At 69.8% G+C, this 17,394-nt stretch carries 16 protein-coding genes; 10 read left to right on the top strand and 6 right to left on the bottom strand.

Annotated elements, in window-relative coordinates; translation table 11 throughout:
* The 8 genes from D4740_RS06335 (at position 1) to D4740_RS06300 (ending at position 7,618) form a co-directional block, all read left to right on the top strand.
* The gene (locus D4740_RS06335; protein ID WP_119836095.1) at positions 1–1,311 is read left to right on the top strand and encodes an ABC transporter permease; all 1,311 of its coding nucleotides are present in this window, start codon (positions 1–3) and stop codon (positions 1,309–1,311) included.
* A 99-nt stretch (positions 1,312–1,410) separates the two neighbouring features.
* Positions 1,411–2,694, top strand: a complete 1,284-nt coding sequence (locus D4740_RS06330) for an ABC transporter permease (protein ID WP_259390698.1) — start codon at positions 1,411–1,413, stop codon at positions 2,692–2,694.
* Position 2,695: 1 nt separating this feature from the next.
* Positions 2,696–3,436 (top strand): ABC transporter ATP-binding protein, encoded by a 741-nt coding sequence (locus D4740_RS06325; RefSeq protein WP_119836094.1) that lies wholly within the window; start codon positions 2,696–2,698, stop codon positions 3,434–3,436.
* On the top strand, positions 3,433–4,062 hold the full coding sequence (locus tag D4740_RS06320; protein ID WP_243106677.1) for an FMN-binding protein: 630 nt from the start codon (positions 3,433–3,435) through the stop codon (positions 4,060–4,062). The genes D4740_RS06325 and D4740_RS06320 overlap by 4 nt, the downstream gene beginning before the upstream one ends.
* An 81-nt stretch (positions 4,063–4,143) precedes the next feature.
* Entirely contained in the window at positions 4,144–4,590 is a 447-nt protein-coding gene (locus D4740_RS06315) for a YbjN domain-containing protein (RefSeq protein WP_119836093.1), read from the top strand.
* Positions 4,590–5,465, top strand: a complete 876-nt coding sequence (locus tag D4740_RS06310) for a YbjN domain-containing protein (protein ID WP_119836092.1) — start codon at positions 4,590–4,592, stop codon at positions 5,463–5,465. Before D4740_RS06315 ends, D4740_RS06310 begins: the two co-directional genes overlap by 1 nt.
* Positions 5,466–5,473: 8 nt before the next feature.
* Positions 5,474–6,541, top strand: coding sequence for a tRNA (adenosine(37)-N6)-dimethylallyltransferase MiaA (miaA, locus tag D4740_RS06305; RefSeq protein WP_119836091.1), 1,068 nt, complete (start codon positions 5,474–5,476; stop codon positions 6,539–6,541).
* A gap of 96 nt (positions 6,542–6,637) precedes the next feature.
* Complete coding sequence (locus D4740_RS06300) at positions 6,638–7,618, top strand: diaminopimelate epimerase (RefSeq protein WP_243106676.1); 981 nt, start codon at positions 6,638–6,640, stop codon at positions 7,616–7,618.
* A 90-nt stretch (positions 7,619–7,708) separates the two neighbouring features.
* Here D4740_RS06300 and D4740_RS06295 read toward each other — a convergent pair whose 3' ends face one another.
* The gene (locus D4740_RS06295) at positions 7,709–8,128 is read right to left on the bottom strand and encodes an organic hydroperoxide resistance protein (RefSeq protein WP_119836090.1); all 420 of its coding nucleotides are present in this window, start codon (positions 8,126–8,128) and stop codon (positions 7,709–7,711) included.
* A gap of 220 nt (positions 8,129–8,348) precedes the next feature.
* On the opposite strand from D4740_RS06295, the gene D4740_RS06290 reads away from it, so the two are divergent.
* Positions 8,349–8,807: a MarR family winged helix-turn-helix transcriptional regulator gene (locus D4740_RS06290; protein WP_220475020.1), complete on the top strand. Its 459-nt coding sequence runs from the start codon at positions 8,349–8,351 to the stop codon at positions 8,805–8,807.
* A gap of 92 nt (positions 8,808–8,899) precedes the next feature.
* On the opposite strand, the gene D4740_RS06285 is transcribed toward D4740_RS06290, so the two are convergent.
* Together D4740_RS06285 and D4740_RS06280 are read right to left on the bottom strand one after the other, a co-directional pair.
* Positions 8,900–9,973: an NADP-dependent oxidoreductase gene (locus tag D4740_RS06285; protein ID WP_119836088.1), complete on the bottom strand. Its 1,074-nt coding sequence runs from the start codon at positions 9,971–9,973 to the stop codon at positions 8,900–8,902.
* A gap of 97 nt (positions 9,974–10,070) precedes the next feature.
* Complete coding sequence (locus D4740_RS06280; protein ID WP_119836087.1) at positions 10,071–12,602, bottom strand: excinuclease ABC subunit UvrA; 2,532 nt, start codon at positions 12,600–12,602, stop codon at positions 10,071–10,073.
* 762 nt (positions 12,603–13,364) lie between these two features.
* Here D4740_RS06280 and D4740_RS06275 point away from each other — a divergent pair.
* On the top strand, positions 13,365–14,393 hold the full coding sequence (locus D4740_RS06275) for an LppM family (lipo)protein (protein WP_147392856.1): 1,029 nt from the start codon (positions 13,365–13,367) through the stop codon (positions 14,391–14,393).
* A 137-nt stretch (positions 14,394–14,530) separates the two neighbouring features.
* Here D4740_RS06275 and D4740_RS06270 read toward each other — a convergent pair whose 3' ends face one another.
* The 3 genes from D4740_RS06270 to D4740_RS06260 all read right to left on the bottom strand — a co-directional run bounded on the left by D4740_RS06270 (position 14,531) and on the right by D4740_RS06260 (position 17,088).
* Positions 14,531–15,142: a class I SAM-dependent methyltransferase gene (locus tag D4740_RS06270; protein WP_119836085.1), complete on the bottom strand. Its 612-nt coding sequence runs from the start codon at positions 15,140–15,142 to the stop codon at positions 14,531–14,533.
* Between the two features lie 90 nt (positions 15,143–15,232).
* Complete coding sequence (locus tag D4740_RS06265) at positions 15,233–16,591, bottom strand: MFS transporter (protein WP_243106674.1); 1,359 nt, start codon at positions 16,589–16,591, stop codon at positions 15,233–15,235.
* Entirely contained in the window at positions 16,588–17,088 is a 501-nt protein-coding gene (locus tag D4740_RS06260; RefSeq protein ID WP_119836084.1) for a B-box zinc finger protein, read from the bottom strand. The genes D4740_RS06265 and D4740_RS06260 overlap by 4 nt, the downstream gene beginning before the upstream one ends.
* Positions 17,089–17,394 lie beyond the last annotated feature (306 nt).

Genomic DNA, 17,394 nt, shown 5'->3' with positions numbered 1-17,394 from the left:
ATGTTTCTTCTACGTCTGCTCCACCGCTCCTTCACCCGCCAGCTCGGACGCCGCTCGCTGGTCGCGCTCACCGTGGGTCTCAGCGCGGCGGTGTCGGTGGCCATGCTCGGGGTCGTCCTGGACGTGGGCGACAAGCTCAACGCGGAGCTGACCACCTACGGCTCCAACATCGTGGTCCAGCCCCGTTCCGAGGCGGTCGTGGACAACCTTTACGAGACCAGCCAGGACTCCGAGGCCACTTCCTTCCTGAGGGAGGACGAGGTCGCCGGGATCAAGACGATCTTCTGGGCCTACAACATCGTCGACCTGGCTCCGACCCTCGCCGGAGAGGTCCGGGTTAGCGCCGGTCCCGCTGACGGCGCCGCCCAGGAGGGCACTGGACCCACGGTGCTGGCCACTGGGACCTGGTTCGACAAGGATCTGAGCCTGTCAACCGGGGAGACCACCACCCTGGGGGTGACGACCCTGCGCCCGTGGTGGGAGATGGAGGGCACCTGGCCTAGCGACGATGCCGAGGAGGCTGTCGTAGGCACGACCTTGGCCGAGGACCTGGGGGTAGGTACCGGTGACACCGTCACCCTGACCGGCTCGCAGGGGCAGCGCGAGCTGCTCATAGTGGGCGTCTACGCCGCCGGCGACGACGATGACGAGACTCTCTACGCTCCCCTGGCGGTTATCCAGGACCTGGCCGACCACGCGGGCCAGGTCGAGGAGGTCGAGGTCAAGGCACTGACGACCCCGGAGAACGATCTGTCACGCAGGGCGGCCACCAACCCTGCCGTGCTGTCCAGCTCGGAGTGGGAGACCTGGTACTGCACCGCCTACGCCTCCTCTATCTCCTACCAGATCGAGGAGGTCATGGACGGCGCGGTGGCCAAGCAGGTCCGTCAGGTGGCGGCCGTGGAGGGCGACGTGCTGTCAAGGACCCAGGCGCTCATGGTTCTCATGACGGCCCTGAGCCTGGTGGCGGCTGCGCTGGCGGTCGCCTCGCTGACCAGCGCCTCCCTGGTGGAGCGCACCAGCGAGCTCGCCCTGCTCAAGGCGGTGGGGGCCTCCTCCGCCTCCATCAGCCGGCTCATCCTGGCTGAGACCTCAGTCCTCGGGGTGGTGGGCCTGGTAGTCGGGGCTGTGGTCGGATCGGGCCTGGCCCAGGTGATCGGTGCAGCGGTCTTCGAGTCCACCATCACGATGCGGCCTATGGTGTACGTCGTCGTGACCGCCCTGATGGCCCTGGTGCTTCTGGCGGCGACCGGCTCCTCAATGCGCTCGATCCTGCGTATCCAGCCTGCGACGGCGCTGCACGGACGGTGAGGTCGGGTCCGCTGGTGCCTCAGGGCCAGCGACGCGCCAGGCAGCTGGGTCCGCAGGTGCACGGACGGGAAGGGCGGACAGGAAAGGGTATGACTAGCGGTGAGTAGCACGCTGCCGCGGCCCCAGGGCCGCTCACGTACGATGACCAACCGACGCATGTTTGTCACCATGCTTGCCGGGGCCGTCTTCCGGCGCCGCTCCCGGGTCCTGGGTGCGCTGCTCTCCTCGGCCGTGGGCGCGGTGACGCTGTTCAGCCTGGCTGCGGTGTGCCTGGCCGTGCCTGCGCAGATGAGCGCCCAGATGCGGCAGTTCGGCGCGAACCTTATCGTGGTGCCCCTGTCCGTCGGCGCTGAGTCCTCCCGTATCACCCTCGCCGACAAGCAGGAGGTGGCCCAGACGGTCGCGGCTGCCACGGGGCGGCAGGCGGAGGAGCTGCCGCTGGCCGCCTACCGCTACGAGACCGTGCGCATCAACCGTTCCCCCTACCTGCTGGCGGGCGTTGACGTGGAGGCGGTGCGCGGCCTCAACGGGCACTGGTCCCTGGAGGGGGCCTGGCCCGGTGAGGGGGAGGTCCTTGTGGGCAAGGACGTGGCCGAGGCGGTAGATCTGGGTATCGGCTCCACGGTGACCCTGGACTACCTCTCCGACGAGGGCTCCGACCACTCAGGGCACTCCGGCCACTCCGGCCACTCTGGGGACGGCGCTGGCCCCGAGGTCACCAAGGCGGATGAGGCGGCTGCAGGCCAGGCCTCGTGGCGGGTCTCGGGAGTCGTGGACACCGGTGGCGAGGAGGACGACATCGTCTACGCCCCGACTGCCCAGGTGGAGGGGCTCACCGGCACCAGCGACGTTGGCTACGACATCATCGAGATCTCCGTGGACGTCTCCTCGACCTCGATGGACGCTGTTGTGGAGGCCGTCGACGGTGTCAGCCAGGGCGTCCGTGGCGAGCCAGTCTCTAGGATCACCTCGGGAGACGCCCGTATCGTCACCATGCTCAACACCTTGTTCTGGGTGGTGTCCGTGGTGGTGCTCGGGCTGACGCTGGTGGGGGTGTCGACCACTATGACCATGGTGGTCTCACAGCGGCGCAAGGAGATCGGTCTGCGCAAGGCCCTGGGGGCCTCTGGGAGGTCCATCGCCGCAGAGTTCTACTCCGAGGTCGCCCTGCTGGGGGCGCTGGGGGGCGTGGTAGGCGCGGGACTGGGCTACGCCCTGGCGGTAACCGTGTGCCTGGCCGTGTTCGACACCGCCATCGCCTTTAGCTGGCCGCTGGCGCTGGCCTGTGTGCTCCTGTCCGCCCTGGTGGCTGTGGCTGCCTCCTACTCTCCGGTACGCCGTGCCTCACGCATTGATCCCGCGCTTGTCCTCAGGGAGGAATGACATGCTGCTCGAGCTGTCCCACGTGTCCAAGACCTACGGCGACCTGCACGCCGTGGACGACCTCAGCCTCCAGGTACCCAGGGGCCAGTGGCTCTCGGTGGTGGGCTCCTCCGGGAGCGGTAAGACCACGCTGATGAATATTATCGGCTGCATGGACACCCCGACGACGGGCTCTGTCCGGCTGGAGGGCCGTGAGCTGGGTGCCCTCAGTGCCGCCCAGCTGACCGAGATTCGCAAGAACGTCATCGGCCTGGTCTTTCAGCAGTTCCACCTCATCAAGCACCTGACTGCCGTGGAGAACGTCATGGTGGCCCAGTACTACCACTCGATGACCGACCGGGACGAGGCGATGACGGCGCTGGAGGACGTGGGCCTGGCCGACCGCGCCCACCATCTGCCCTCCCAGCTCTCCGGCGGCGAGCAGCAGCGTGTGTGCCTCGCCCGTGCACTGATCAACCACCCCGAGCTGGTCCTGGCCGACGAGCCCACCGGCAACCTTGACGAGGCCAACGGGCAGCTGGTGCTGGACATCTTCCGTCGGCTCCACGAGCAGGGGAGGACTCTCATCGTGGTGACTCACGACCCCTTCGTGGCCTCCTGTGCCCAGCGGCAGATCCTCCTGGACCACGGCAGGCTGGTGGGGGAGAAGCAGGGGACCGGCCTCGGTGGCGCGGTCGGGCGGGAGGAGGCGGATATGCTGGGTCTCTGCGCGAGCAGCACTGCCAGCCAGGAGGAGACATGACCAGCCCGTACCACGACGTCCAGGACCCGCAGGGCACCTCCTCTACTCCGTGTGCTCCCTCCCGTGAGCCGGGTGCCTGCCGCCCGCCTGCCTACCGTGGTGCCCGCACGGCGGTCGCGCTGGGCACGGCGCTCCTGGCTGCTGCGGGCCTGGCGGGGTGCGGTCAGGAGGCTGCGCCCTCCCAGGACGAGTACGCCGGACGGCCCCAGGACGGCGGTACCGCGTCCGTGCCCGGGACGGGAGCCCCGAGCACGGAGGTCTCCGGGGACCCCGCAGCGCCCGCCGCCTCACCGACGGCTGGCCCCTACGCGGACGGCTCCTACAGTGTCAGCCAGGCCTATGGCGCTGTGGACGAGCTGGTGGAGGAGGACTCCATCGACGTCACGCTCACCATGTCGGACGGTCTTGTCACTCAGGTAGAGGTCGTTGGCAACGTCATGACGTCAACCTCCCAGGAGCACGTGGACAGCTTCTCGGAGGCTATTGACGAGGCCGTCGTGGGGCGCAGTGTCGAGGACGCCCACGTCCACGCGCTGGCGGGCGCCTCCAAGACCTCGGAGGCCTTCAACAAGGCTGTGGACGCGATTGCCGAGCAGGCTCGCCAGGCTGCCGCACAGGCCTCCTGAGCCAGCCGGGACGGTTGCGCTGACGGTGGAGTCCCGGCTGCGGCCGTGGGCTGAGTGCAGGCGTCCTACTAGGGTTGTGCCATGCCATCCTCGACCACGCCCACGCCGGTGGACGCTGAGCGAGTGCGGGCGTGTGTCCAGGCCCTGGGTCTGCGCTACTTCGTCGACGACGAGGGCGATGTCGGCATCCCCTGGCGCTACGTGACGGTCCACGTCATCTTCCAGGACACCCGTGCCGTCCAGCTCCGGGGAGTCTGGCACCGTATCGCGGACACCGATCACCTGGAGCAGATGCGGGCGCTGGTGGAGGAGTGGAACGTCACCCGTATCGGTCCCAAGGCCTACGTGACCGTCGCTGACGGCGGCGTGGTGCGTCTTCACGGGGAAGTGACCTACCCGCTCAAGGCCAAGATGACCGACCAGCAGCTCTCCGACTTCGTCTTTAACGGCTGTCGGCTTATCGTGACTCTTATGCGGGAGGCGGAGAACCTGTTTCCTGACCCCCTGAGGGGTAGGCTGGAGCCCTGATGGTACGGCGTAAGCACCGCCTGGGTGGTCTGGTCAGCGGCCTCGTAGCGCGGCTGCTGGGCAAGGAGTGGGACCTGCGTGCCCAGGGCGTGTCTGCTCCTGGGCACTGGGACCGGGCTGCCAGGACGCAGGATACCGTGGGTCGCCTCGGCAGCAGCGAGCAGGGGGGCGGTTCCCAGGGGCGTCGGGGGGTCTCCGGGAAGATCGACCGCGACTCTGCAGCTGCCGCAGCCGACTCTGGCCGGGACGTACAGGGTCCCGGCCGTGTCGGTGGGCGGGACGAGGACGGGCAGGGGGCTGCCAGGCAGGTGCCGCAGGGTCGGCAGCGTGCCGACAGGCCTGCACGTCAGGTCCAGCCCGCAGCCGGTGCGGCCACCAGCGCTGCTGACGGCGTCATGGGCCCGCTTACGTGGTCCACGGGGATCTGGGAGCCGCGTCCCTCTGCGGACACGGTTCAGGAGATCACCCTGAGCCGGGTCAGGAACATGCTCACCGGCCCCATGGGGTACCGAGTCCAGGACCGCAGCGACCACAGCCAGCCCCACCTGCTGGGGGTGTGGGACTCCTTCCCCTTTGTCATCGAGATCCCGGAGGGCCACGACGGCTGGCTGCTGGTGTCGGGAGACTGGGAGGAGGCAGGTCCCCTCTCTCAGCGGGACGAGATCGCTGCCTCCGTCAACGACTGGAACCGTGACAAGTTCTTCCCCACCGTCGGCGTGGTTGACAGTCCCACCGGTCCGCTGGTGCGTGCCACCTACCTGATGGACCTGGGAGCCGGCGTAACGGACAACCAGCTGCGTATCCATCTTGGCACCGCGTTGTCGGCCTGTACGCAGGCGCTGACCCAGGTGGGGCCGCTCCTGCCTGAGCTGTGAGGACAACGATGGGCACTCGTGGAGCACGTGTCGTCGTTGCGGGTCCTACTGCCTCAGGAAAGTCCGCCCTCGCCCTGGACCTGGCTGACCGCCTGGGGCCAGGATCCTCCCCTGGCGACACTACGTCCCAGGGCAGCACTGCCAGGGCCTCCTGCGGGCTCGGGGACACTCGTGGTTGTGGCCCCTGTGGTCCTGGCCGTATCGAGGTGGTCAGTGCCGACGCCTCCCAGCTGTACCGGGGTATGGACATCGGTACCGCGAAGCTGCCCGCCGACCAGCGCCGTGGCTATCCCCACCATCAGATCGACGTGCTCCACGTGACCCAGGAGGCCAGCGTCGCGGCCTACCAGCGTCACGCCCGTGCCGACCTGGATGCCATTGAGTCGCGCGGCAGCAGGCCGCTGGTGGTAGGCGGGTCCGGCCTCTACCTGCGTGCCCTCACCGACAGCCTGGACTTTCCTGGAACTGACCCGCAGGTACGTGCCCGGCTGGAGGAGCGTGTCCAGGAGGAGGGGACAGCGCGTCTGCACACCGAGCTGGAGGAGCGTGACCCACAGGCGGCCGCTCGAGTCAGCCCTGGTGACAGCCGCCGGATCGTGAGGGCGCTGGAGGTTCTGGAGGTTACCGGCAGACCCTTCTCCGCGTCTCTACCCCGTTACGAGGACGTCAGCCCCACCGTTCACCTGGCCCTGCGACCCCAGCGGGAGGCCCTCAGCACGCGTATCACGGCCCGGGCTGAGGCCATGTTTGCCTCCGGACTGGTGGAGGAGACGCAGGCGCTGGTAGGTGAGGGGCTGCGCGAGGGGCCGACAGCCTCACGCGCCATCGGGTACGCCCAGGCCCTATCCGTCCTGGACGGGCGGTGCAGCGTGGAGGAGGCTGCGGCTGACACGGCCCAGGCCACTCGTCAGCTGGCCGCCCGTCAGCTCAAGTGGTTTCGTCGCGACCCGCGCGTGCACTGGCTCGACGTGGAGCTGGCCCCCGACGGCGAGCCTGTCCAGGTTCAGTGGCAGCGGGTCGTGGACCGTGCGGTGGAGCTCGTCCAGGAGGCTGACTCCCGGGTGGTAGCCGGGTAGTGGTAGACGCAGGGGGATCCGGGTCCAGTGACCTGTGACGACGTGGTACCGGTGGGACAGGTGGTGACGGTCGCGAGTTCACCTAGGCTTGGAGGCATGGCAGGTACCTCAGCAGGCACTCCGGCAGGTATGTCGGGTCTAGCAGGACACGAGCTGGTCAAGGGGCACGCGACTCTGAACGACTTCCTCGTCCTTGTGGACCCTGACTGTGAGATCGAGCTGAGCGTGACGGATGTCGTGGCGGTGTGCGACCGTCGCGGCGGCATCGGGGCTGACGGGTTCATCCGGGTGGTGCGGACCTCGGCCCTGCCCGGTGCGAAGCAGCTGGCCTCGGCCGCGCCCGAGGCCCGGTGGTTCATGGACTGCTACGCTGCCGACGGCTCGGTGCTGGGGGCGTGCGGCAACGCCGCGCGCCTGTTCGCCCGCGTCCTGGAGACGGAGGGGCTAGAGCCGCTGGGCGACGGGGACTCGGTGACCATCGGTACCAGGGCGGGAGCGCGTACGGTTACCCGGCTGGGAGACCTGTGGACGGTGGACATGGGGCCGACCGGGCTCGCCCGTGCCCAGGAGGCCCAGGCCGAGGGCTGGGACACGGCGGTGGTCGTCCCGGGGCTTGAGGGCGCACGCGCTGGCCTGAGCGTGACCGTGTCCAGTCCCCACGTCCCTCATGTCGTGGTCGCCCTGGGGGAGGAGTCCGAGCTGGAGGCCGCAGAGCTGGACCTGAGAGGCTCGGCGGCGCCGGTCCGCTACGAGCCTGAGCCTGTCCCGGGGGTGAGCCTGGACCTTGTCGTCCCCCTGGGTGAGGAGACCGACCCCGCTACGGGCCAGGTGGTGAGCTGCGCACAGGTACGCGTGCTGGGGCGGGGGGCGCAGGAGGTCCTCTCCAGCGGCACGGGCTGCTGCGCCGCAGCTGTCGCGCTGCACCAGTGGGCGGGAGAGACGGCCTCACGTCATTACCAGATCCGGACCCGTGGCGGGCATCTCGGGGTCCATGTGGAGGCTGACCCGCTGGCTGAGGACGCGGCCCTCCTGCTGACGGGACCCGCTGCCGTCACCGGACGGGTGCGGGTGGCCTGACGCAGGGATGGCGCTTGCGGGAGCCTGGTACCCGGCAGCGGCGCTGCCGGGCTGGCCTACGGTACCCAGGCGCCGTAGGCCAGCCAGCGGTCAGTCGTCGCTGACGGTCACGAGCACCTCAATGTTGCCACGGGTGGCGTTGGAGTAGGGGCAGACCTGGTGGGCCTGGTCTGCCAGGGCCTGGGCCTCGTCGTGGGGGAGGTCAGGGATGATGACCTCCAGCTCGACAGCCAGCCCGAAGCCCTCGCCCTCCTTGGCCACGGACACGCGGGCGCCTACGGAGCTGTCTCCCAGCTTCTTGCCAGCAGTACGGGCCACGGCCTGCAGGGCGGAGTGGAAGCAGGCAGCGTACCCGGAGGCGAAGAGCAGCTCTGGGTTGGGGGCACCGCCCTTGCCGCCCATCTCCACGGGGACGGCCAGGTCCAGGTCCACCAGGCCGTCGGTGGTACGGACGTGGCCGTTGCGGGCGGCACCGGTGCTCAGGGCCTCAGCGGTGTAGATGGCTTCCATGGTATTGCTCCTTTCTGCGGGTCCTTCCGCAGGACCTGCTGTGTCTGGGTAGCAGGGCGGCACTGCGATCCTGCCCGGCAGGGTCGCTGCAGCCAGTTCGTGCGGCCGGCCCCTGTAGGCGGCCGCCGCCAGGGTGCCGGTATCGGGCTGACGTGCCTGCCCGGCCCGAAGAATTGTACACAACTAAGTTGTGCTCCTGAAGAGACGGTATGCTTGTGTCATGGGATCCCAGGGTGCCGCTATGGCTGAACCGCTCCTGGAGGACTGGCTGTGCCTGGCTCTCTACCGGGCCTCGCGCGCCGTTATCCGCTCCTACGGGCCGCTTCTGTCCGATGCCGGGCTCACCTACCCCCAGTACCTGGTCATGACGGCCCTGTGGCAGGAAGACGGGCCGCTAGGTGTGAGTGAGCTCGGGAGGCGTCTGGGCCTGGACAGCGGGACCCTCACCCCTCTGCTGCGCCGTCTGGAGGAGCAGGGGCGGGTGGAGCGGCGCCGGATTGACACCGACGAGCGTAGGGTGATGGTGCACGTGACACCCGCGGGTCAGGACCTGCGCAGGCAGGTGGGACATGTGGCCCCGTCCGTCGCGCGACGCTACCCCCTCAGTACGCAGGAGGCCGCCACCCTGCACGCCCAGCTGTGCAGGGTCACGCGGGTCTTTGAGGCCTCTGAGGGGTAAGGGGACCCCCGGGAGCCGGTGCTGGGGGTGAGCAGCCAGGGGGATGGTTCGTGCGGGCTCGCACGACGCCACGCTCCCTCAGCCGGTCCCTGTCAGTCCACGAACGGGCTCGGGTCTGCCTGGTCCTTGCCGGGGGTGCGCGGCCTGTTCTCGGTGACCTCCTCCGGCTGCGTCGTGACGACGACCTTGCCCCGGGTGCCGCCCGCCTGCAGCTGGGCGAGGGCCTCGCGAGTCCTCTCAAAGGGCAGCACCCGACCGACCTGGGGGCGCAGAGCGCCACTGTCAACGATCTTGGCGACGGTACGCAGTACCTCCCCGTCAGGGAAGAAGAACAGGAAGCGGTAGCTGGCGCCCCGCGACCGGGCGCGTCGGCGCAGCCGGTGGCTGAGCACGGTCACGGCGAGCCTGAGCACTGGGCCGGCGCCGATCTGGTCAGCGACACCAGGGTCGGGGACGCTGGCCAGGCCGATGACCATGCCGCCGGGGCGCACGACATCCAGGGAGCGGTAGATGACGTCCCCGCCCTGGGTGTCCAGGACCAGGTCAACCGGTACACTCTTCAGCCGTTCGACGAAGTCCTCGCTGCGGTAGTCGATGACAAGGTCGGCCCCCAGCTCGCGGGCGTAGTCGGCGTTGGCGGCTGAGGCGGTCGTGACCACGGTGGCCCCCAGGTGCTTGGCCAGCTGGATGGCGACCACCCCGACGCCTCCGGTACCGCCGTGGATGAGGACTACCTGCCCGGGACTCAGGTGCCACAGCCCGGTAAAGGCGCGCCAGGTGGTCAGGGCAGACAGGGGTAGAGAGGCCGCCTCAACCAGGGAGACCGAGGATGGCACCGCTGCGACAGCGGCGGAGTCGATGGCCACGGTCTCCGCGAAGGAGCCCATGGCGGTCATCCCGGTGTAGCCGTAGACGCGGTCGCCTACCGCGAAGTCAGTGACGGCGGAACCGACCTCCACCACCTCTCCGGCCAGCTCGCTTCCCAGGACCTTGGGCAGGTTGAGACGGAAGATGTTCTTGAACTCTCCTGCCCGGACGCGCTCGTCGACGTGGTTGACGCCGCTGGCCACCATACGCACGAGGACCTCGTGCGGGGCAGGGGAGGGGGTGGGGATGGTGGCGGGTCTCAGCGGGGCGCCGTACTTGTCCAGCATCAGTGCGTGCACGTGTCCTCCTCGTAGTAGGTTGGGTCGGTGGTGACGTGCTGGTTATATTCTGCACCGGCGTGGTGGCGCGTGCCGGGGCTCCTAGGTCGTCTGCGCCCTACGCTCTCCGTCTCCCCAGGTGCCTGGCCAGGTAGCGGCCTGTCACCGAGGTCGGGGCGGCGGCGACCTGGGCGGGTGTGCCCGTGGCGACCACGCGGCCGCCGTCCTGGCCACCTCCCGGTCCCATGTCGATGATCCAGTCGGCGTTGGCGATCATGTCCAGGTCGTGCTCAATGACAACGACGCTCGCCCCCTGCTCGATCAGCCTGTCCAGCACCCCCAGCAGCACGCGTACGTCCAGCGGGTGCAGCCCGATGCTCGGCTCGTCCAGGACGAACAGCGTCCCGTGCTGGTCGCGTCCCAGGTCCTCGGCGAGCTTGAGACGCTGAGCCTCCCCGCCTGACAGTGTCGTCGTAGCCTCGCCCAGGCGCAGGTAGCCCAGTCCCAGCTCGACCAGCAGCTCCAGGCGCCGCCGGGCGCTAGGCAGGTCGCTGACCGCCTCACAGGCCTGCTCCACCGTCATGGCCAGCAGACTGGGCAGGGATGTCGCCTCTGCCTGGCTGCCGCCGCGTCTGACCCGGCGGTACTCCAGGGCCTGCACCCGGTAGCGGCTGCCCTCGCAGGCAGGGCAGACGATCTCCACGTCAGGCAGGAACTGTACGTCGAGGACCACCTGGCCGGTCCCGTCGCAGGTGGGGCATCGCAGGGACCCGGTGTTGTAGGAGAAGTCCCCCGCCTTCAACCCGGCCTGCCGGGCCTGGGGCAAGGCCGCCCAGGTGCGGCGCAAGGAGTCAAGCACCCCGGAGTAGGTGGCGACGGTAGAGCGCACGTTGGCGCCGATCGGTGTGGAATCCACCACCACGACGCGGCGCGTTCCTCCGGTCTCGATGCTCGTGGCTGGGCGGGGCAGCGGCTCGTCTCCCGCCAGGGAGGCCAGGGCGGGCACCAGTGCCTCCAGCACCAGGGTCGTCTTGCCCGAGCCCGAGACCCCGGTCACCGCGGTCAGCCGCTGCTCGGGCAGCTCCACGTCAAGGGCGCGCACCGTGTGGACCGGGGCGGTCTCCAGACGGACCCTGCCGTGGTCGAAGACCTCCTCGGGTGCGGCGGTGTCACGTACCAGGACGTCCTCGGTGCCGGTGAGGAACCCGGCCACCTGGGAGGCAGGGTCGGCCAGGGCCTGCTCCAGCGGGGCGCAGATCACCACCTGGCCGCCCTGCGCGCCCGATCCGGGGCCGATCTCGAGGAGCCAGTCGGCCTGTGCCAGTAAGGCGGCGTCGTGGTCGACAACAAGCACCGAGTTGCCGTCGGCCAGGAGGTCGCGCATGACGGCCAGGAGGCCCGCGACGTTGGCCGGGTGCAGGCCGATGCTCGGCTCGTCGAGCACGTAGAGGACCCCGGTGGTGCGGTTGCGTACCGCTCGGGCCAGCTGGACGCGCTGGCGCTCACCGGTGGACAGCGTCGAGGAGGCCCGGTCCAGGCTGAGGTAGCCCAGTCCCAGGTCGAGCAGCCTGGTGGCGGTCACCGTCAGCTCGTCGACGATCTGGCGAGCCATGGCGGCCAGGTCGTCCGGCATGGTCCCCGGAATTCCCGCCGCCCACTCCACCAGGTCGCCCAGGGGCATGACGCAGGCCTGGTCCAGGCTGATGCCGCGCACCATTGTGGAGCGCGCCAGCTCAGACAGGCGGGAGCCGCCGCAGTCCGGGCAGCTCGCCTCGTGGAGGAACTTCTCCACCCGCCTCATGCCCCGTTCGTCCTTCACCTTGGCCAGCGCGTTCTCCACGGTGTGCACCGCGCTGTAGTAGGTGAAGTCCATCTCGGCGGCCACGCCGGTCTTGTCGTTGACGTAGAGGATGTGCCTCTTCTCGGCGGGGCCGTGGAGCACGATGTCCCGCTCCCGGGCCGTCAGCTCGCGGAACGGCACGTCCGTGCGCACGTCCATCTCACGGACGATGTCCTTCATAAGTGACCACATCAGGTTCTGCCAGGGGGCGACGGCGCCCTCGTCAATGGTCAGGGAGTCGTCGGGCACCAGGGTGGACTCGTCCACCGTGCGTACCACGCCCGTGCCCTCGCACCGGGGGCAGGCACCCTCAGAGTTGAAGGCGAAGGACTCCGCACTCGGCGGGGAGAACTGGGTGCCGCACGTGGTGCAGCGCAGGGGGCGCTCGAGGGCGACGTTAGTGGTCGGCTCGTTGACGTGGCCCTGCGGGCACGTGTGGTGGCCTAGCCGGGAGTAGACCAGGCGCAGCGAGCTGAGCACCTCGGTTGAGGTGCCGAAGGTCGAGCGCACCCCGGGCACGGGTGGGCGCTGGTGCAGGGCCAGGGCAGCAGGGACGTGAAGCACCTCGTCGACGGCGGGGCGGGTCGCCTGGGTCAGGCGCCGTCGCGTGTAGGTGGACAGGGACTCCAGATAGCGGCGGGCGCCCTCGGCGTAGAGGACTCCTAGGGCCAGGGAGGACTTGCCCGAGCCGGACACGCCAGCCACGGCGACCAGTCGCCCCAGGGGTACCTCCACGGTGACGTCCTTGAGGTTGTGGACGCGGGCGCCACGCACGGTGATTGCGGGAGGGGCCACAGACCGGGCAGTCATACGGGCAGCCTAGATCCCTGCCGCGAGCCACAGCGTGAGGGCGTCCAGAGTCAGCGTGTCTGACAGTCCAGCGGTCCCAGCGACCGGTCCGTGTAGAACAGCAGGTCGGTGTCGGATCCCTTATGGTCTCGCCCGTGGCGACGGGATGGTCTCGCCCGTGGCGACGGGGCCGAACACCCTGACCCTGGAGGCCGACCTCTCCGGGCAACAGTGCTGGCGGCTCGTCCGCCAGGGGCGGGCCAGCGCCGACTCCTTCGAGCCGGTGCGTCGCTGGCTGGCGCCTGCACCTGCTGCCCCGCTCCGTCGTGTACGCAGCCGCCGGGCTCGGGCCCGCCTGCAGCCCAGACCTGTCCCGGCTGCTGCGGTATCGGTGGTCACGGCATCGTCGGGCGGGGAGGGGTCACAGGAGGTCGTCGGCTCCCCCTGGTGCTACCTGCGTGCGGCGCAGGTCTCCCCGGAGGAGGCTGTGGGAGGACCTCCTGGAACGCTACGGCGTGGTCTGCCGGGAGACGGCGGCAGCGGGCGGCGTCCGTGGCGGCCTGACCCCGCTTCACGCGGTCCTGCGTCGTATGGAGGACACCGGGGCGGTCCTGCGGGGGCAGTTCGTCGAGGGGCGTCGAGGGGCTCGGGCCTGTCCAGTTCGCCCGGCAGGACGCTGTCGAGCAGCTGCGCGCAGTCGGTGCCTGCCAGGACAGCGGCTTCGTGCAGCCGACCTCCGCTCGCGCGTGCCCCGTGCTGAGCAGTTGCGATACCATCACGCGGGTGATTCGTTCAAGTACCGTGTCCCTAGCTTCCCCGTCCTCCCGGTCCTTCCCTCGCGGCCTGCGGGCTCTGAGGCTTGCGCCGCTGGTCGCCCTCCTGGTCGGCCTCCTGTCGCTGGTGGGCTCGTGGCTCCTGGTCGCTCCTGCCGTCGCTGCCGAGGACGACCGCCACGTCGACATGACCGTGACCCTGCACGAGGAGGAGGCTGTTGACATCGCCATCTTCTTTGCCCAGGAGGGCGCGACCACCTCGGAGACGGAGGACGGCTGCGACCCGGCGGACTTCGAGGAGGACGCGGAAGAGGTTAGTGGCACGATGACCGTCGAGGTTGCTGAGCTCGACGGCATGCCTGCCTGCTCCGTGCGTTTCACGGGTCTGCGCCTGCGGGACGTGGAGGAGCTCTTCACCGACAGCATCACCGTGCGCCACACCGACAGTGCCTACGAGGTCGTCCTGGACGAGGACTTCTTCTACAACTTCGATCAGGCGCGTCTGACCGTCCGCTTCCCGGGCGGCGTGGAGTCCGCCTCCGGTGCCAGCGAGATCGACGGCTCGACTGTGACGTGGGCCGACGCTGCCTCCGAGGACAGGATCCGGGTGACCGGCGGCGACTCGGAGGGGCTGCCCTGGCTGCTGCCCGCGCTGATCGGCGGTGGGGTCCTCCTGGCGGCCGTGGCGGGGGTCGTCGTCTTCCTGGTGGTGCGTCGTCGTCGCTCTGCGGCGTCAGCACAGCCCTTGGTGCAGCAGCCCGCAGCGGGCTACGGCGTGTCGGCACCGGGTGCTCCAGGTGCTTCCACCTACCCGGTGCCGGGCCAGCCTCAGGCGCCCGTCCAGCCGCAGGGCGGCTACAGCGCCCAGCCTCAGGCCGCCTACCCCCAGGCACCTCAGGTGCCGTACACCTCGGGCCAGGGCCAGGTGCCGCCGACCGGTTATGCCCCGGGCCAGGGACAGGCTCCCGCTGGGCCACAGCCCCCGGCGCAGCCCGGGCAGGGCGTGTGGCCGCCCCAGGACCTGGGCGCCTCGCAGTAGGCCGGGACAGGGCAGGGCTGTGCGGGACCGCACAGGACTGGGCGGCCCCTGACGGCAGTGCCCACGCGACCCACGCGGTCTACACACTCTGCGCGCTGGTGCCAGCCCGGCGGGGCGGCCCTTCCCGTGCTCCCTGGTCAGGAGCGCGCGACCCGCAGCACCCGGAAGCCCTTGGCCGAGGCACTTTTGCCCGCCTGCCAGCCCTCCTCGACAAGCCACCTGGTCAGGGAGTCAGCGCCCAGGTTCTTATTCACTACCAGCCAGGCCTCACCGTGCTCAGACAGTAGGGACAGCCAGGTGGTGAGCAGGTCGTGAAGAGCCCTCTTGCCGACCCTCACCGGGGGATTGGACCATATGAGGTCCAGCCTCCGCCCGGACTGCGTCAGTCTGCGCTGGAGGTCGCCTGCCAGGTAGGGGCTGACGTTGGTCAGCCCTGCGCCTGCGGCATTGCGCTCTGTCAGCTCCACCGCCCGCTCGTTGACGTCCGTGGCCAGGACGAGCGCCTGCGGTGAGGCCTGTGCCATGGCCAGGGCGATGGGGCCCCACCCGCAGCCTAGGTCCAGGAAGGTGCCGTGCGCTGGAGGCTGTGGCACGTGGTCAAGCAGGACGCGGGTCCCCCGGTCCAGGCGGTCTGCGGAGAAGACTCCGGAGGCGGTGACTACCTCGTACTCGGTGCCGCACACAAGGACCCGCCGGGTGCGCTCCTGCACGGAGCCGCTGGGCGAGGCGGTGAAGTAGTGCTCGTTCACGGCTCAAGGCTACCGGGCAGGGTGCCTGCTCCCTCATTCTTCCGGGGGCTATCCGCTTCCTGTACCGAGTGGTCCGTGCGCCGCACCGGCTCAGGCCGCTCGACGAGCCAGCAATGGGGTGCAGGCTAGCAGGAGCGCGAGCACGACGACGGCACCCACCAGGCGGGCGCCGTCGACCCCGGCGGTCGTGGGAGCGACGAGTGCCGTGGTGAAGGTTCCCAGCGCCGCGCCCCCGGCAGTGGTCGCCACGGTCACCGAGGTCGCCGCACCGGCCTCGGAGATCCCGTCCTCATGGCCCTCAGGTGGCTGGCTCACGCACCGGATGAGCGTGTCCTGGTGGGTGAGGCCCATCCCTGTGCCCGCCAGGCCGAAGCCCACGTGCAGCCACCACCAGGGCGGTGCTGCGGTGAAGGCGAGAGCCATCAGCGCGGCACCGCCGGTCAGGCACGCGGCCCCGGCCGTGGTACGTGCCGTGTAGTGGCGCGTAGCCCGCGCCGGTCGCGCCCCGCACCACATGGCAGTGACGGACCACAGCACCCCTGCGCAGGTCAGTGCCCAGCCGATCGGCCCCGCGCCTAGTCCCAGGACGTCGTGGGCGCCGGGAGAGACCAGGAAGTCTAGGGAGAAGTAGGCCGCACACACCCAGGCCAGTGTGGCTACCGCCGCCCGGCGCCCCGGGGCCAGACGCATGGTTCCCGGCGGAAACACCCGGGCGCAGGCCCAGACCACCGTGGCGGCACCAAGGAGGCAGCCGGGCCAGAACCACCAGCGTCCCGCCGGAGCCAGTCCGATCATTCCCACTCCCGCAGCCAGGGCGAGCGCCGCCGTCCACGGTGCGGCGGCCCCGTCGTCCTCGACGTGAAGCCCCCGGACCTCTCGGGACATAACCAGCCGTGCCGCCACCAGCAGGGGCACGTAGGCCACCAGTGCCCACCTCCACCCCCACAGCGTGCTCGTGGTAGCGGCGTAGGCGGGACCTAGCAGGGAGGAGACCACCCACGTCGCTGAGCTGGCTGCCAGGAAGAGGCGCTTCCAGGCCTCGGGCAGCCCCGCGACAAGCACCCCCATAGTGACGGTGGCCAGCGCCCCGGCGGCCAGGCCGCGCAGGACCTCGGCCGCCACGTAGATCTCGATGCTCGGAGCCAGGGCTCCCCAGGCCGCTCCGGCCACCAGGACGGCGGTCAGGGCAGTCATGAGCCGGTCCGCCCGCCACCGCACCAGCATCGCCCCGCCCAGGGGCATGGTGAGGAAGGCCGGTACCTGGGCAGCGGCCGTCACCAGGCCGTAGTGGTCGCGGGCGTGCAGGTCGGTGGCCAGCAGGGGTAGGACCGTCTGGTTGATGTAGACCTGCATCCCGGCCAGCAGCTCGACCACGAGCATGGCAAGTACCAGGTGGCCCAGGCGGGTGAGCAGCAGGGTCCGGGGCGTGGGGGCGGGGGTCGTGCTCACGCTGGTTGCGACAGCCGGGAGGAACGCAGCCCCAGGAGCACGACGACGCGCCTGAGCGCGGTCACGACCAGGGCGGGCACACCGATAAGCATGGCGACCCACATCTTCAGGACCAGCAGGAACAGGGGAGTCATCCAGATGAGGACGACCACGACGAGGTTACTTCCCCAGGCGCTGTAGCTGGTACCTAGCGCGGACCAGAACCGTAGCGCCCGCCACCCGAAGGGCCATTCGGCGCCAATGACAGTGAAAGTGAGCGCGCCGCCGACCTCGGACCACGAGCGCGTGAGGGCGTAGAAGGCCGCAGCCCCTGCGATCGCACCGACTACCACCATGACGGTGTCCGTGACGGCTCCTGCGACCTCCTGGGAGGTCTTCGCGGCAACGCACGTGGGGCAGCCGACGTCGGGGCGCCGGGCGGCGCACTCGTGGCACAGAGCGGTCCCGCACTCGCAGACGAGCGCGGCTGGGGTCTCAGGATGGTGGAGGCAGTTCATACAGTCACCCTAGGAGCACCCTAGGAGATGACCCTAGGCGACACAGGCGGTCAGGATGGCGGGAACACCGAGCTGCGGGCGGTCTGTCTTCCCGTTTCCCGTGCCTGCCACACGGCCCACGGACCTCGCGGGCAGTCCTGGGCGGGGCTCCGGGCACCTCTTACAGGCACCCGGGACGAGTGGCAGGTTGTGCGGACCAGGGCAGGGAGCTATGCTGAACTCATGTGGATTCTGCGTATGCGCTGAGCCGGAGAGGCGGCCTTGCCGACGGTCATCGTTGACGGTCGCGGTCCCACCCCGGCTCCG

Origin of the sequence: Actinomyces sp. 2119, from assembly GCF_003591215.1 — a bacterium.
Classification (GTDB): Bacteria; Actinomycetota; Actinomycetes; order Actinomycetales; family Actinomycetaceae; genus Actinomyces; species Actinomyces lilanjuaniae.
Note: the sequence above shows the minus strand (reverse complement) of the source record. Positions and strands in the feature narration are given on the sequence as shown.